This window comes from Streptomyces lincolnensis (assembly GCF_021173675.1).
Taxonomy (GTDB): domain Bacteria; phylum Actinomycetota; class Actinomycetes; order Streptomycetales; family Streptomycetaceae; genus Streptomyces; species Streptomyces lincolnensis_B.
The window spans coordinates 365,278-379,432 of the sequence record NZ_JAIHON010000011.1 but is presented as its reverse complement, the minus strand read 5'-3'; the positions used below and the strand labels follow the sequence as shown (position 1 = coordinate 379,432).

Annotated in this window: 11 protein-coding genes, 1 rRNA gene, 1 pseudogene and 1 riboswitch; of the genes and pseudogenes, 12 read left to right on the top strand and 1 reads right to left on the bottom strand. The window is 68.6% G+C overall.

The window, feature by feature from the left end:
- The first annotated feature begins 10 nt into the window (after positions 1-10).
- From rrf to K4B79_RS32570, 11 genes and pseudogenes are all read left to right on the top strand, one after another.
- Positions 11-127: ribosomal RNA gene (rrf, locus tag K4B79_RS32620) — 5S ribosomal RNA — on the top strand.
- A 109-nt stretch (positions 128-236) separates the two neighbouring features.
- Positions 237-845, top strand: a complete 609-nt coding sequence (locus tag K4B79_RS32615) for a CDP-alcohol phosphatidyltransferase family protein (protein ID WP_232030903.1) — start codon at positions 237-239, stop codon at positions 843-845.
- A 114-nt stretch (positions 846-959) separates the two neighbouring features.
- Positions 960-3,455: a mannose-1-phosphate guanyltransferase gene (locus K4B79_RS32610; RefSeq protein ID WP_232030902.1), complete on the top strand. Its 2,496-nt coding sequence runs from the start codon at positions 960-962 to the stop codon at positions 3,453-3,455.
- A gap of 97 nt (positions 3,456-3,552) precedes the next feature.
- Entirely contained in the window at positions 3,553-4,458 is a 906-nt protein-coding gene (locus tag K4B79_RS32605) for a DUF881 domain-containing protein (protein ID WP_232030901.1), read from the top strand.
- Positions 4,455-4,787, top strand: coding sequence for a small basic family protein (locus K4B79_RS32600; RefSeq protein ID WP_003988855.1), 333 nt, complete (start codon positions 4,455-4,457; stop codon positions 4,785-4,787). Before K4B79_RS32605 ends, K4B79_RS32600 begins: the two co-directional genes overlap by 4 nt.
- A gap of 5 nt (positions 4,788-4,792) precedes the next feature.
- Entirely contained in the window at positions 4,793-5,626 is an 834-nt protein-coding gene (locus K4B79_RS32595) for a DUF881 domain-containing protein (RefSeq protein ID WP_232030900.1), read from the top strand.
- A 61-nt stretch (positions 5,627-5,687) separates the two neighbouring features.
- Entirely contained in the window at positions 5,688-6,647 is a 960-nt protein-coding gene (locus K4B79_RS32590; protein ID WP_232030899.1) for an FHA domain-containing protein, read from the top strand.
- 18 nt (positions 6,648-6,665) lie between these two features.
- Positions 6,666-7,403: a transcriptional regulator FtsR gene (gene ftsR / locus K4B79_RS32585; RefSeq protein ID WP_232030898.1), complete on the top strand. Its 738-nt coding sequence runs from the start codon at positions 6,666-6,668 to the stop codon at positions 7,401-7,403.
- Positions 7,404-7,489: 86 nt separating this feature from the next.
- A complete protein-coding gene (locus tag K4B79_RS32580) occupies positions 7,490-7,963 on the top strand; it encodes a bifunctional nuclease family protein (RefSeq protein WP_004002801.1) in 474 nt (157 codons plus the stop codon).
- A 263-nt stretch (positions 7,964-8,226) separates the two neighbouring features.
- Positions 8,227-8,871, top strand: coding sequence for a MerR family transcriptional regulator (locus K4B79_RS32575; RefSeq protein WP_232030897.1), 645 nt, complete (start codon positions 8,227-8,229; stop codon positions 8,869-8,871).
- A 59-nt stretch (positions 8,872-8,930) separates the two neighbouring features.
- A pseudogene (locus tag K4B79_RS32570) lies at positions 8,931-10,539 on the top strand (DNA polymerase IV).
- Here K4B79_RS32570 and K4B79_RS32565 read toward each other — a convergent pair.
- Positions 10,461-10,832 carry a PRC-barrel domain-containing protein gene (locus K4B79_RS32565; protein ID WP_232030895.1) on the bottom strand — a complete coding sequence of 124 codons (372 nt, stop codon included), beginning with the start codon at positions 10,830-10,832 and terminating at the stop codon, positions 10,461-10,463. The pseudogene K4B79_RS32570 and the gene K4B79_RS32565 overlap by 79 nt on opposite strands.
- A gap of 114 nt (positions 10,833-10,946) precedes the next feature.
- A riboswitch (glycine riboswitch) is annotated at positions 10,947-11,043 on the top strand.
- Between the two features lie 184 nt (positions 11,044-11,227).
- On the opposite strand from K4B79_RS32565, the gene gcvP reads away from it, so the two are divergent.
- Positions 11,228-14,113: an aminomethyl-transferring glycine dehydrogenase gene (gene gcvP, locus K4B79_RS32560; protein ID WP_232030894.1), complete on the top strand. Its 2,886-nt coding sequence runs from the start codon at positions 11,228-11,230 to the stop codon at positions 14,111-14,113.
- Positions 14,114-14,155: the final 42 nt, after the last annotated feature.

The window sequence follows — 14,155 nt, the reverse complement described above, 5'->3', positions numbered from 1 at the left end:
TTCATAGTGTTTCGGTGGTTATAGCGTGAGGGAAACGCCCGGTTACATTCCGAACCCGGAAGCTAAGCCTTACAGCGCCGATGGTACTGCAGGGGGGACCCTGTGGGAGAGTAGGACGCCGCCGAACTCCTTTTAGAGCTCCGGTTCTTGGGCACACAGCCCAGGAGCCGGAGCTTTTTTGCGTTGAGGTAAGGTCAGGAGGCATCGTTGGCTCGTTTCCCACAGGAGGCCCCCGGGTGGAGGTCCAGGAGACCCGCGTCCAGACGGACCGGGTCCTCACCATCCCCAACATCCTCAGCATGGCGCGGCTCGCTGGAGTGCCGCTCTTCCTGTGGCTGATTCTCAGGCCTGAGTTCGGTGGCCCCAACAGTGACGCCTGGGCACTGCTGGTACTGGCTCTGAGCGGCGTCAGTGACTACCTGGACGGCAAGCTCGCACGGCGCTGGAACCAGATCAGCAGTCTGGGCCGGCTTCTCGATCCCGCCGCCGACCGGCTCTACATTCTCTCGACGTTGTTCGGTCTGACCTGGCGCGAGATTCTGCCCGTCTGGTTGACCGCTGTACTTTTGGCGCGAGAGCTGGTTCTCCTGGTGATGGTGGGCATCCTCAGGCGGCACGGCTATCCGCCTCCCCAGGTGAACTTCTTGGGCAAGGCCGCAACGTTCAACCTGATGTACGCCTTCCCGTTGCTCCTGCTCAGTGACGGAAGTGGATGGCTCGCGTCACTCGCTGCTATTTTCGGATGGGCGTTCGCAGGATGGGGTACAACGCTCTACTGGTGGGCAGGAGTCCTCTACGTGGTACAGGTCCGCCGGCTGGTTCGTGCGGACGCCATGGCCGACTGAACTCGCCGATTGCCAGGGCCGTATCGGCCCGATGGCCCGCGGTGACAAAGTGCGGGACAATCTGACGGGTGAAGTCGGCTAGACCGTCGTCTCTTCAAGGAGGACGCTTCCGACATGAAGGCCGTCGTGATGGCCGGAGGCGAAGGCACACGCCTTCGCCCTATGACCTCAAGCATGCCCAAGCCGCTCCTGCCGGTGGTCAACCGGCCGATCATGGAGCACGTTCTGAGGCTGCTCAAAAGGCATGGGCTCAACGAGACCGTCGTCACCGTGCAGTTCCTGGCCTCACTGGTCAAAAACTACTTCGGTGACGGGGAAGAGCTCGGGATGGAGCTCAGCTATGCCAACGAGGAGAAGCCACTCGGTACCGCCGGAAGCGTCAAGAACGCCGAAGAGGCGTTGAAGGACGATGCTTTCCTGGTCATCTCCGGTGATGCGCTGACCGACTTCGATCTCACGGAGCTCATCAACTTCCACAAGGAAAAGGGCGCGTTGGTCACCGTGTGTCTGACGCGCGTGCCCAATCCCCTGGAATTCGGCATCACGATTGTCGACGAGGAAGGCAAGGTCGAGCGCTTTCTGGAGAAACCGACCTGGGGGCAGGTCTTCTCCGACACCGTGAACACCGGTATCTATGTGATGGAGCCCGAGGTCTTCGACTACGTCGAACCCGATGTGCCCGTCGACTGGTCCGGTGATGTCTTCCCGCAGCTGATGAAGGAAGGCAAGCCCATCTACGGCTACATCGCCGAGGGCTACTGGGAGGACGTCGGCACGCACGAGAGCTATGTGAAGGCGCAGGCGGACGTCCTGGAGGGCAAGGTCGACGTCGACATCGACGGCTTCGAGATCTCGCCCGGTGTGTGGGTCGCGGAGGGTGCCGAGGTGCATCCCGACGCCGTTCTGCGCGGGCCTCTGTACATCGGGGACTACGCCAAGGTCGAGGCCGGCGCGGAAATCCGGGAGCATACGGTCGTCGGGTCGAACGTCGTCGTGAAGACCGGCGCGTTTCTGCACAAGGCCGTGGTGCACGACAACGTGTACGTCGGGCAGCACAGCAATCTGCGTGGATGCGTGGTCGGAAAGAACACCGACATCATGAGGGCCGCCCGGATCGAGGACGGCGCGGTCATCGGCGACGAGTGCCTGATCGGTGAAGAATCGATCGTGCAGGGCAACGTCCGGGTGTATCCGTTCAAGACCATCGAAGCCGGCGCCTTCGTGAACACCTCGGTGATCTGGGAGTCCAGGGGACAGGCACACCTTTTCGGTGCCCGAGGTGTCTCCGGGATCCTGAACGTGGAGATCACTCCCGAGCTCGCCGTCCGTCTCGCCGGTGCCTACGCGACCACGCTCAAGAAGGGGTCGACGGTCACCACGGCCCGCGACCACTCCCGTGGCGCCCGTGCGCTCAAGCGGGCGGTCATTTCCGCGCTTCAGGCCAGCGCCATCGACGTACGCGATCTGGAGAACGTACCGCTGCCCGTGGCGCGGCAGCAGACCGCGCGGGGCAGTGCCGGCGGGATCATGATCCGGACCACGCCCGGGGTGCCGGATTCGGTCGACATCATGTTCTTCGACGGGCGGGGCGCGGACCTGTCGCAGGCGAGTCAGCGGAAGCTGGACCGGGTGTTCGCGCGTCAGGAGTACCGGCGGGCGTTCCCCGGAGAGATCGGGGACCTGCACTTTCCGGCCAGTGTCTTCGACTCGTACACCGGGTCGCTGCTGAGGAACGTCGATACGACGGGCATCGCCGAGTCCGGGCTCAAGGTCGTGGTCGACGCTTCGAACGGCAGTGCTGGGCTGGTGCTGCCCAGTCTGCTCGGCAAGCTCGGTGTGGACTCGCTGACCATCAACCCCGGTCTCGCCGAGTCCAGGCCGACGGAGTCGGCGGACACGCGGCGCTCGGGGCTGGTGCGGCTGGGAGAGATCGTGGCGTCCGCGCGGGCGGCGTTCGGGGTGCGTTTCGACCCCGTCGGTGAACGGCTGTCCCTGGTCGACGAGAAGGGGCGGATCGTCGAGGACGACCGGGCGCTGCTCGTCATGCTCGACCTGGTGGCTGCGGAACGCCGAAGTGGCCGGGTCGCGCTGCCCGTGACCACCACGAGGATCGCCGAGCAGGTGGCGGCGTACCACGGGACGCAGGTGGAGTGGACGACGACCTCGCCCGACGATCTGACGCGGGTCGGGCGCGACGAGTCGACCATCTTCGGTGGTGACGGCAAGGCCGGCTTCATCATTCCCGAGTTCAGCAGTGTCTTCGACGGTACGGCGGCGTTCGTACGGCTGATCGGGCTGGTGGCGCGGACGCAGTTGACGCTCAGCCAGATCGACGCGCGGATCCCGCGGGCGCATGTCCTCAAGCGGGATCTCGCGACTCCCTGGGCGGTCAAGGGACTTGTGATGCGGCGGGTCGTCGAGGCGGCCGGCGATCGCTTTGTCGACACGACCGACGGGGTGCGGGTGGTGGAGACCGACGGGCGTTGGGTCATGGTGCTGCCGGACCCGGCCGAGGCGGTCACGCACCTGTGGGCGGAGGGGCCGGACGACGCCTCCGCGCAGGCCCTGCTCGACGAGTGGTCGGCGGTCGTGGACAGCGCCGGGCGCTGAGGCCCCCTCACGCGCGCGTGCCGGACAGGTGTCCCCCCGGGGGCCTGTCCGGCACACCGGTGGGGCCATTCGGAGGTAGTCGTCGCGACGTGCGACGATGTGCGACATGCCGCAGCAGCCCCCCGTTCGGAGCACCCCCACGCGCGCGTCGCGTCCGGACGCGTCCATGTCGCTGCTCACCAACGTCATGGACCACAGCCTCGACGACGGGTACGCCGAGGCCGCTGCCCGGAAGAAGGCCGCGGGTGAGGGCGGTCTGCCGAAGACACTGAGGGCGAAGCTCGGACTGGCCGCCGGCCTGGTGCTGGCGGCACTGGTCGTGACCGTCGGAGCGGCCCAGGCGCGGATCGCGGCTCCCGTCGTGGCGAAGGAGCGCGAGGAGCTGATCGACCGCATCGACCGGGAGACCGAGGCCGCTGACCGGCTTGAGGGCACCGTCGACAAACTGCGCGGCGATGTGAGCGCCCGGCAGCGCGAGGCCCTCAAGGACAGCGGCGACAGCGGTGAAGCGGAGCTCATGGGCCTGCTGTCGGGCGCCACGGCGGTGCGCGGTCCCGGCGTGCAGCTGGTCGTGAACGACGCCAAGGAAGCCACCACGGGCGGTGACGGCGACCCGCGCGAGACGTCCGGGTTCTCCGACACCGGGCGGGTGCGCGACCGGGATATGCAGCGCGTGGTGAACGGGCTGTGGGAGTCGGGTGCCGAGGCGGTGTCCATCAACGGGCAGCGGCTGACGGCACTGTCGGCCATCCGGGCCGCGGGTGACGCGATACTGGTCGACAACAAGCCGCTGGTTCCGCCGTATACGGTGCTGGCGGTGGGGGACGGGAAGCGGCTGAGCACCAGGTTCCAGAACAGCGCTGACGGGCTGTATCTGCACGCCCTTCAGGAGAACTACGGGATCCGGACCGCCATCTCCGTGGAGGACGACCTCCGGTTGCCCGCCGCACCGAGCGTGATCGTACGTACAGCACAGCCGAAAACCGAGAAGGGCACATCGTGATCGCCGTACTGGGCCTCGTCGTGGGAGTCGTGGCCGGACTGTTGGTCCGGCCCGAGGTTCCGGCGGTCGTCGAGCCTTATCTGCCGATCGCCGTCGTGGCGGCACTCGACGCCGTCTTCGGCGGACTCCGGGCCATGCTGGACGGCATCTTCGACGACAAGGTCTTCGTCGTGTCGTTCCTGTCGAACGTGGTGGTGGCCGCGCTGATCGTGTTCCTGGGCGACAAGTTGGGTGTGGGTGCCCAACTGTCCACCGGTGTCGTCGTGGTGCTCGGGATCCGTATCTTCTCGAACGCCGCGGCGATCCGCCGGCATGTCTTCCGGGCGTGAGGCGGATGAGCAACCAGGACGGGCCGCGCGACCACAGGCTGCGCGAGGAACTGCCCGAAGAGGTACCCGCCGCGGAGTCTGCCGCCGCCGGGGGCGGTGCCGCGGAACCATCAGGGCTGACCGGTCGTCAGCGGTTGGTGAAAGGGTTGTGGCCACCGCGCGTCACCCGGGCCCAACTCATCGTCGCCGTGCTGTTGTTCGGTCTGGGGTTCGGCCTGGCCGTCCAGGTCGCGTCCAACAGTGACAGCGACAGTGCTCTGCGAGGTGCACGTCAGGAAGATCTTGTGCGCATCCTCGATGAACTGGATGACCGTACTCAGCGTCTTGAAGACGAGAAGCAGGGGCTCGAGAAGCAGCGGGACGAGCTGGAGAACAGCTCGGACCAGGCCGAGGAGGCCCGTAAGCAGACGGTCGAGAAGGAGAGGCAGCTCGGCATCCTGGCGGGCACGGTGGCCGCGCAGGGGCCCGGTATCACGATGACGATCGACGACACGAAGGGGACGGTCGAGGCGGACATGCTGCTCGACGCGATCCAGGAGCTGCGCGCTGCCGGGGCGGAGGCGATCCAGGTGAACGGCGTGCGCGTCGTCGCGGGCACCTATCTCACGGACGCCGACAAGAGCGTGAGTGTCGACGGGAACAAGATCAACGCTCCCTATCGTTTCAAGGTCATCGGCAAGCCGCAGGACCTCGAACCGGCGCTCAACATTCCCGGAGGCGTGGTGCAGACTCTTGAGAAGGAGCAGGCCACCGCGACCGTCGAGCGGTCGGACAAGATCGTCGTGGACGCCTTGCGAGCAGCGAAGCGGCCTGACTACGCTCGGTCGTCCTCCCAGTGAACCGGGGGTGCATGGGGGGCGTCCGGCCAGGGCATGAGGTTGCGGGGGGTCGGCGCACCGAATGGGTGGTGCGTGGTGGAAACTGTCTGGTGGATACGGACGTTGTGAGGATGTCCGGGTCGACCGGTGTGTTCAATCAGGGTTCGTCCTGCCCCACGGGCGGGTCTGTTTCGGTCAAGGGGAATCGCCCGTGAAGTTGTTTGCGAAGTTGTTCGGCAAGAGCGCGCGAGAGGGCAGCGACAATGCGACCGCCCGCCATCGCGCACAGCCTGACGCGGAGGGCCAGCGCCCGCTGTTCCGGGACCAGGTCGGTGGTCCCGGCGGTGACATTTCCGGTGGTCAGGGCGCGCCGTCTGTTGACCCTGCCCAGTCCGGAGGCATAGGTTTCGGGCAACCGTCAACCTCAAGTGCGGGTGGAGGGTTTTCCGCCGACCCGTATGCGTCCAATACCCCGGCGGGGCAGCCGCGGCAGGAGGATCCGTCCATGTCGGCCCTGGTGTGTACGAGGTGCGGTAACCGCAACGCGGAGAACAGCCGCTTCTGCTCCAACTGCGGCGCGCCGCTGCGGGCCGGGGCCACTCCAGAGCGCCCCTCCGAGACGACGTCCACGATCTCCATCTCCGGGCTCGAGGCCTACGACGCCGAGGCCACGGGCCAGACGCCGATGCCCATGCTCTCCCCGGAGGCGCAGGCGGCCGTCGACGCCCTTCCGCTCGGTTCCGCGCTCCTGGTGGTGCGCCGTGGACCGAACTCGGGCAGCCGCTTCCTGCTGGACGGCGACCTGACCACGGCCGGGCGTCATCCGCAGAGCGACATCTTCCTGGACGACGTGACGGTCTCCCGTCGCCATGTGGAGTTCCGTCGCGGTCAGGACGGCTCGTTCACGGTGGCCGACGTGGGCAGTCTGAACGGCACGTACGTCAACCGCGAGCGGATCGACCAGGTCGCTCTGAACAATGGCGACGAGGTGCAGATCGGCAAGTACCGGCTGGTCTTCTACGCGAGCCAGCGGGGCTACTGACCCTCCCAGGGAAGGTCCATGCTTCAAACACCGAGCGGCGGTGTCGGGCACGGCACCGCCGCCGCGGACAGTGGGCTGATGAGCATCGGCACCGTGCTGAACCTGCTGCGCGACGAGTTCCCCGAAGTCACCATTTCCAAGATCCGTTTCCTGGAGTCCGAGGGCCTGATCGAGCCCCAGCGGACACCCTCGGGGTATCGCAAGTTCAGCGCCGGCGACGTCGAGCGCCTCGGTCACGTCCTGCGGATGCAGCGGGACCACTATCTGCCGCTCAAGGTGATCCGTGAGCACCTGGACGCCATGGAGCGCGGTGAGGCCGTACCCCTGCCGGTCCTGGGGCGGCAGCGGGACGGTGAGGCCGTTCCGGAGGCCCTGGAGGGGCCCACGGCGGCGCGGATCGGGCGGGCCGAGCTGCTGGCGGCCGCGGAGATCGGTGAGCGGGATCTGGAGGAGTGGGAGTCGTACGGACTCATGGCGCCGTTGGCGGACGGGGCGTACGACGCCGAGGCCGTCACCGTCGCGTCCCTCATCGTCGAGCTGGGGCGGTTCGGGATCGAGCCGCGGCACCTGCGGGTCATGAAGGCCGCCGCGGACCGGGAGGCCGGGCTGGTGGACCAGGTCGTGGCCCCGTTGAAGCGCCATCGCAACCCGCAGACCAGGGCACATGCCGAAGCCCGTACGAAGGAACTGGCCGGGCTCACCGTGAAGCTTCACGCGGCGCTCGTGCAGACCGCCCTCGGCGTGAGACTGCCCTGAGCCCGGGGGATTTCGCCCTCGGCGGATCAGCCGCCTCTTACCGGTCCGACTACCCAAACGTCTCGGACACGGCCTAGGGTTGCTGTGTGAACGAGCTCGATGTCGTAGGTGTCCGGGTCGAGATGCCCTCCAACCAACCGATCGTGCTCCTGCGTGAAGTGGGAGGCGACCGCTACCTCCCCATCTGGATCGGGCCGGGGGAGGCGACGGCGATCGCCTTCGCCCAGCAGGGCATGGCCCCCGCACGACCGCTGACCCACGACCTGTTCAAGGACGTGCTGGAAGCCGTCGGCCAGGAGCTCACCGAAGTGCGCATCACCGATCTGCGGGAAGGCGTCTTCTACGCGGAACTGGTCTTCGCCAGCGGTGTCGAGGTGAGTGCCCGCCCGTCCGACGCCATAGCGCTCGCCCTGCGCACCGGAACGCCGATCTACGGCAGTGACGGTGTGCTCGACGACGCGGGCATCGCGATCCCGGACGAGCAGGAGGACGAGGTCGAGAAGTTCCGTGAGTTCCTCGACCAGATCTCGCCGGAGGACTTCGGCACCAGCAGCCAGTGACGGATGAACGGGCTCGGCGGAACGATCGGTTCCCTGCCGGGCCCGTCTTCGTCCGTTGACGCCTCAAATGCCGGCATTTGCCAGCGGCGCGTGAGAGCGTCCTGCGGGCCGCTCCGAGCGCATTCGGCTAGCCTTTCCCCGCGGTTGGATACGGGAAACCACTCCTTGGGTGATTATCACTCGGCGTGCCGAGTGTGGCGATCGTTGACGCACCCCTGGTGACTGCCTACCGTCGAGAAGGCAGGTCAAGGACGGAGGTCGGCGTGAGAAGCAGCGGCGACGGTACGGCTGGGGGTGCCCCCGGACGCAGTCTGGGGGAGAGCGGCCCGTACCCGCTTCACAGCAGCGCGGCCGATCACGCTCCGCAGCGACCGGCGGCCGTGCCGAGCAGCGGAGGGGCGAGGTCCATGGCGTCCGAGCAGATCGGCTATCGCGGCCCTACGGCCTGCGCTGCCGCCGGCATCACCTATCGGCAACTGGACTACTGGGCCCGCACCGGGCTCGTCGAGCCGAGTGTACGGCCCGCCCACGGGTCCGGGACGCAGCGGCTGTACAGCTTCCGGGACGTCGTCGTCCTGAAGATCGTCAAGCGCTTCCTCGACACCGGCGTTTCGCTCCAGAACATCCGCACCGCCGTCCAGCACCTGCGCGAGCGCGGGTTCCGGGACCTGGAACGCATGACGCTGATGAGCGACGGCGCCACGGTCTACGAGTGCACCTCGCCGGACGAGGTCCACGCGCTGCTTCAGGGCGGCCAGGGCATCTTCGGGATCGCCGTGGGTGTGGTGTGGCGGGATGTGGAGAGCGCGCTCTCGCAGCTGCACGGGGAACGGATCGACACCGGGGAGACCCTCGTCGGGCACAACCCGGCGGACGAGCTGGCGCGACGGCGCAACCGGGCGGTCTGACGGCCGTTGCCGCTCCTGTGGGGGCGGCATTGTCAGTGGCGTAGGGCAGCATCGGAGATGTGAGAAGCGCGCCGACGATCCTCCATCTCGACATGGATGCCTTCTTCGCCTCGGCGGAGCAGGCGTCCAAGCCGAGCCTGCGCGGCAAGGCCGTCGTGGTGGGTGGGCTGGGGCCGCGTGGTGTGGTGGCCACGGCGTCCTACGAGGCGCGGGTCTTCGGAGTGCATTCGGCGATGCCCATGGCCCAGGCCCGGCGGCTGGCTCCGAACGCCGCGTATCTCGTGCCGCGCTTCGGGTTGTACCGGTCGATCAGCGAGCAGGTGATGGGGCTGCTGCGGGCGCTGTCGCCGTTGGTGGAGCCGTTGAGCCTGGACGAGGCGTTCGTGGATCTGGAGGCCGGGGGAGCGGCCTGGGACGAGGAGTCGGCGCGGCTGGCCGCGGTGAAGCTGCGGGCCGACATACGGGCGGTGACCGGGCTCACCGGGTCGGTGGGGCTGGCCGCCTCCAAGATGCTCGCGAAGATCGCCTCCGAGCAGGCCAAGCCCGACGGTCTGGTGGTGATCGACCCGGGGACCGAGCGGGCGATGCTCGGACCGATGTCGGTCCGCACCCTACCGGGGGTCGGGCCGGCGACCGGGGACCATCTGCGGCGGGCCGGGATCACCACGGTCGAGGAGATCGTCGAAGCGGGCGAGGACGAGCTCGTGCGGCTGCTGGGGAAGGCCCACGGGCACGGGTTGTACGCCATGGCGCTGGCCCACGACGAGCGGCCCGTGGTGGCCGAGCGGGAGACGAAGTCGGTCTCGGTGGAGGACACGTACGACGTGGACATCCACGACCGGGTGCGGGTCGGTCTGGAGGTGCAGCGGCTGGCCGACCGGTGTGTGCGGCGGTTGCGGGAGGCGGGGCTGTCCGGGCGGACCATCGTGCTGAAGGTGCGGCGGTACGACTTCTCGACGCTGACGCGGTCCGAGACGTTGCGGGGGCCCACGGATGACCAGGCGGTGGTGCGGGAGGCCGCCGCGCGGCTGCTGGAGGCCGTGGACACGACGGGTGGGGTGCGGTTGCTGGGGGTGGGGGTGAGTGGGCTGGCGGACTACACGCAGGAGGACCTGTTCGCCCAGGCCGCGGAGGAGCGGGGCAGGCAGGAGGAACAGGGCCGGCGGGAGGAGCGGGGGGATGCGGACGCGGGGGTGGAGGAGGGGGAGGCCGGTCCTGTCGAGGTGCGGGAGGAGGCCGGGGAACGGCGGTGGGTCACGGGGCATGACGTGCGGCATGCGGAGTACGGGCACGGGTGGGTGCAGGGGAGTGGGCTCGGGCGGGTGACGGTGCGGTTCGAGACGCCGGATTCCGAGGTGGGGAGGGTGCGGACGTTTCGGGTGGAGGATCCCGCGTTGGTGGTGGCGGAGCCGTTGCCGTTGGTGCGTGGGGGGTTGGCGGGGGTGTGAGTTTGGCTGCGGGTGCGTGGGGGGCACCCCACCTTCGGCCGGGTTCGGGTTCCCACCCGCACCACCCGTGCGGCCATCGTTGTCGGGTGCGGGCGGCCCCTGTGGGGGCTTGGCGCCATCTGCGGGTGCGGGTGCGGGGGCTTATTGGTCTTCTGTGCCTGCCAAGTTGCCGAAGTCGTGGTCGGGGAGGGGTGGGGGAGCTGAGGTGTCGAGGCCGTAGTGGTGGTAGAGCTGGAGTTCCTGGTCGGGGGAGAGGTGGCGGCCCACTCCGAAGTCGGGGGCGTCCTTGATGAGGGTGCGGTCGAAGGGGACGTGGAGGGTGCCGTCGATCAGCTCGCTGGGTTCCAGGGGGACGAAGGCGTCGCGGCTGAAGAGGCCGGTGCGTATGGCGGCCCACTCGGGGACGCCGGTGGCGTCGTCGAGGTAGACCTCGTCGATCGTGCCGATCTTGGCGCCCTTGCGGTCGAACGCCTTGCGGCCGATCAGGTTGCGCGGATCGATGTCGGTCTGCACGGGCCCTCCATTTGGTCGCAACTCATCCGTAAGCACTACGAAAGAGCACATTGCAGAAGGCGGCCACTCGAAGGACCGGCTGTTGCGGTCGCTTGGTAGGCTGGCGGTGGCTGCTGACCCCGTGCGGGAGAGTCCTCCGGAGATCGTCCGGAGGCGCCGAAGGAGCAAATCCTCCCCGGAATCTCTCAGGCCCACGTACCGCACGGACGAGGTCACTCTGGAAAGCAGGGCGGGTGCCGACGGCGTCGACGGCTTCCACCCTCACCGACGGTGAAAGCCGGTTGCCCTCGGGCGGCCGGTGAAGCTCTCAGGTTGAGATGACAGAGGGGGAGGCCGTCCGGGTACCCGCGCCGCGGTGACCCTCGAAGGTCGTGTCAGACCAGGAGGCCTCCGTAATGACCGCCCATCGCACTCCGCTCTCCTCGCTCGAACAGGGAATTCCGTTCGAGCAGCGCCACATCGGGCCCGACCAGGAGGCGCGGGCCAAGATGCTCGCGCAGGTCGGGTACGGCTCGCTGGACGAGCTCACCGCCGCCGCGGTCCCGGATGTGATCAAGAACGCCGACGCGCTGGAGCTTCCGGGCGCGCGCACCGAGGCCGAGGTGCTCGCCGAGCTGCGGTCGCTGGCCGACCGGAACCAGGTCCTCGACTCCATGATCGGGCTCGGGTACTACGGGACGTTCACCCCGCCCGTGATCCTGCGGAACGTGATGGAGAACCCGGCCTGGTACACCGCGTACACGCCGTACCAGCCGGAGATCTCCCAGGGGCGGCTCGAAGCCCTGCTGAACTTCCAGACCATGGTCGCCGACCTGACCGGGCTGCCGACCTCCGGCGCCTCGCTGCTCGACGAGGGCACGGCGGCCGCCGAGGCCGTCGCGCTGTCGCGGCGCATGGGCAAGAACAAGAAGGGTCTCTTCCTGGTCGACGCGGACGTGCTGCCGCAGACCATCGCCGTGATCGGGACGCGCGCGGAGCCGACCGGCGTGGACGTGGTCGTCGCCGACCTCAGCGACGGCATCCCGGCCGAGATCGCCGCGCGGGAGATCAACGGCGTGCTCCTTCAGTACCCGGGCGCCTCCGGTGCCGTACGCGACATCAAACCGGTGATCGACCAGGCGCACGAGCTGGGCGCGCTGGTGACCGTGGCCGCCGATCTGCTGGCGCTGACGCTGCTGAGGTCGCCGGGTGAGCTCGGGGCGGACATCGCGGTGGGCACGACCCAGCGGTTCGGTGTGCCGATGGGCTTCGGCGGTCCGCACGCCGGCTACATGGCCGTACACGAGAAGTTCGCGCGCAGCCTGCCCGGGCGGCTCGTGGGGGTGTCCGTGGACGCCGACGGGCACAAGGCGTACCGGCTGGCCCTGCAGACGCGTGAGCAGCACATCCGGCGGGAGAAGGCGACCAGCAACATCTGTACCGCGCAGGTGCTGCTGGCGGTGATGGCCGGGATGTACGCCGTCTACCACGGGCCCGAGGGGCTGCGGACCATCGCGCGGCGGACGCATCGGTACGCGTCCCTCCTGGCCGCGGGGCTGACCGCGGGTGGGGCCGAGGTCGTGCACGGCTCCTACTTCGACACGCTGACGGTCCGGGTGCCCGGGAAGGCCGCGCAGGTCGCCGCCGCGGCCCGGGAGAACGGCGTCAACCTGTGGCTCGTGGACGCCGATCACGTCTCCGTCGCCTGTGACGAGACCACCAAGCGGGCCCAACTGGCCGCCGTGTGGAAGGCGTTCGGGGTCGAGGGCGACATCGAGGCGCTCGACGCGGCCACGGAGGACGCGCTGCCGGACGGACAGCTGCGTACCGATGACGTCCTCACGCACCCGGTGTTCCACCAGTACCGCTCCGAGACCGCGATGCTGCGCTATCTGCGCCGGCTCGCCGACCGTGACTACGCGCTCGACCGCGGCATGATCCCGCTGGGCTCCTGCACGATGAAGCTCAACGCGACCACGGAGATGGAGCCGGTCACCTGGCCGGAGTTCGGGCAACTGCACCCCTTCGCGCCCACTGAGCAGGCCGGGGGCTATCTCACGCTCATCCAGGAGCTGGAGGAGCGGCTCGCCGAGGTCACCGGGTACGACAAGGTCAGCCTTCAGCCCAACGCCGGGTCCCAGGGGGAGCTGGCCGGGCTGCTCGCCGTGCGCGGGTACCACCGGGCCAACGGGGACGAGCAGCGGACCGTGTGTCTGATCCCCTCGTCCGCGCACGGCACGAACGCCGCGAGTGCCGTGATGGCGGGCATGAAGGTCGTCGTCGTGAAGACCGCCGAGGACGGCGAGATCGACGTGGAGGACCTGCGGGCGAAGATCGAGCAGTACCGGGACGAGCTGTCGGTGCTGATGATCACGTATCCCTCGACGCACGGTGTGTTCGAGGAGCACGTCGCCGACATCTGCGCGCAGGTGCACGAGGCCGGCGGCCAGGTGTACGTCGACGGGGCGAACCTCAACGCGCTGGTGGGGCTCGCCAAGCCGGGGCACTTCGGCGGTGACGTCTCGCACCTGAACCTGCACAAGACCTTCTGCATCCCGCACGGCGGCGGCGGTCCGGGCGTCGGGCCGGTGGGTGTGCGGGCGCACCTGGCGCCGTATCTGCCGAACCACCCCCTGCAGCCCGCGGCCGGGCCCGAGACGGGTGTCGGGCCGATCTCGGCCGCGCCCTGGGGCTCCGCCGGGATCCTGCCGATCTCGTGGGCGTACGTCCGGCTCATGGGCGGCGAGGGGCTCAAGCGGGCCACGCAGGTGGCCGTGCTCAGCGCGAACTACATCGCCAAGCGGCTCGAACCGCACTACCCGGTGCTCTACACCGGGCCCGGCGGGCTGGTCGCGCACGAGTGCATCATCGATCTGCGGCCGCTGACGAAGGCGACCGGCGTGAGCGTGGACGACGTGGCCAAGCGGCTCATCGACTACGGGTTCCACGCGCCGACGATGTCGTTCCCGGTGGCCGGGACGCTGATGATCGAGCCGACCGAGTCCGAGGACCTGGTCGAGGTGGATCGATTCTGCGAGGCGATGATCGCCATTCGCGGGGAGATCGAGAAGGTGGGCTCCGGGGAGTGGGCCGCGGAGGACAACCCGCTGCGCAACGCCCCGCACACCGCCGCCGCGCTGGGCGGGGCGTGGGAGCACGCCTACAGCCGTGAGGAGGCCGTGTTCCCGGGCGGTGTCTCGGCCGCGGACAAGTACTGGCCGCCGGTGCGCCGGATCGACCAGGCGTTCGGGGACCGGAACCTGGTGTGTTCCTGCCCGCCGTTGGACGCCTACGAGGACTGAGGCGCGGTACGTATGTGAAGGGCTCCGTCCTGATGGGCGGAG

Coding starts and splice junctions, on each gene's coding strand:
- ftsR (WP_232030898.1), top strand. CDS start 6,666: ATGCTTCAAACACCGAGCGGCGGTGTCGGGCACGGCACCGCCGCCGCG.
- K4B79_RS32595 (WP_232030900.1), top strand. CDS start 4,793: ATGAGCAACCAGGACGGGCCGCGCGACCACAGGCTGCGCGAGGAACTG.
- K4B79_RS32590 (WP_232030899.1), top strand. CDS start 5,688: ATGGGTGGTGCGTGGTGGAAACTGTCTGGTGGATACGGACGTTGTGAG.
- K4B79_RS32605 (WP_232030901.1), top strand. CDS start 3,553: ATGTGCGACATGCCGCAGCAGCCCCCCGTTCGGAGCACCCCCACGCGC.
- K4B79_RS32610 (WP_232030902.1), top strand. CDS start 960: ATGAAGGCCGTCGTGATGGCCGGAGGCGAAGGCACACGCCTTCGCCCT.
- gcvP (WP_232030894.1), top strand. CDS start 11,228: ATGACCGCCCATCGCACTCCGCTCTCCTCGCTCGAACAGGGAATTCCG.